General features: G+C 66.8%; 1 protein-coding gene. It reads left to right on the plus strand.

All coding sequences use genetic code 11. The features are described from left to right. A partial coding sequence (locus B7W94_RS17725; RefSeq protein WP_139833360.1) for an amidohydrolase family protein occupies positions 1-1,037 on the plus strand: 1,037 nt, incomplete at both ends.

Consider the following 1,037-nt stretch of genomic DNA (forward strand, 5'->3'; position numbering starts at 1 on the left):
TCTGCGACCGCGATCACGAACACCAGGGTCTTCGACGGACACAGTCTGAGCGCCCCCACGACGGTCGTCGTCCAGCCCGACGGGCGCATCGGTGACGTATCAGCGGATGCGGTCGTCGTCGGTGCCGCTGTCGTCAACGCGGAAGGTACGGTGCTCCTTCCTGGCCTGATCGACTGTCACATGCACCTGAAGGGGCGCGAGTCCCTCGAGACGCTCGCCACGTACGGTGTCACCACCGGCCTGGACATGGCGACATGGCCCGCATCACAGTTCCAGTCGTTGCGGGGACTGAGGGGAGTCGCTGACTTCCGCACCGCCGGCATGGCGGCGACATCTCAGGGCAGCACGCACAGCCGCATTCCGACCTATCCGGACGTCGCGCTGGTCGATTCCCCCGACAAGGCGGAGCGGTTCGTCGAGGTGCAGGTGGCAGACGGGGTGGATTACATCAAGATCATCGCCGATCTGCCCGGTCCCACCCAGGACGTGCTCGATGCACTCGTGGCTGCTGCGCACGCGCGGGGGCTCAAGGTCATCGCGCACGCAGCCCTGTACGAAGCTGTGCGTATGAGCCTCGCTGCGGGGGCCGACATGATCACCCATGCTCCACTCGACCGCGCGCTCGACGATGCGACGGCTGAGACGATGCTCGCCCAGGGCACGGTGTTCATCCCGACCTTGACGATGATGAAAGGCGTCGCCGCGAATCTCACCGCAGCGGGCGTTCCCGGTGTGAGCTATGCACACGCCCACGAGAGCACGCGCGCGATGCATGCCGCGGGCGTTCCGGTCCTGGCCGGCACCGACGCCTACATCGGGTCCTTCACACGGGCATCGCCGCCATACGGCGAGAGCATGCACGACGAAGACGCCTACATCGGGCTCCTCGAACGGGCAATGCCGCCATACGGCGAGAGCATGCACGACGAACTCGCTCTGCTCGTGGACGCCGGCCTGTCAACAGCCGAAGCGCTGCGCGCTGCCACCTCGACGGCCGCGCACGCGTTCTCACTCGACGATCGGGGGGCGATCACCCC

It is taken from the genome of Microbacterium sp. LEMMJ01, assembly GCF_002114135.1.
Classification (GTDB): domain Bacteria; phylum Actinomycetota; class Actinomycetes; order Actinomycetales; family Microbacteriaceae; genus Microbacterium.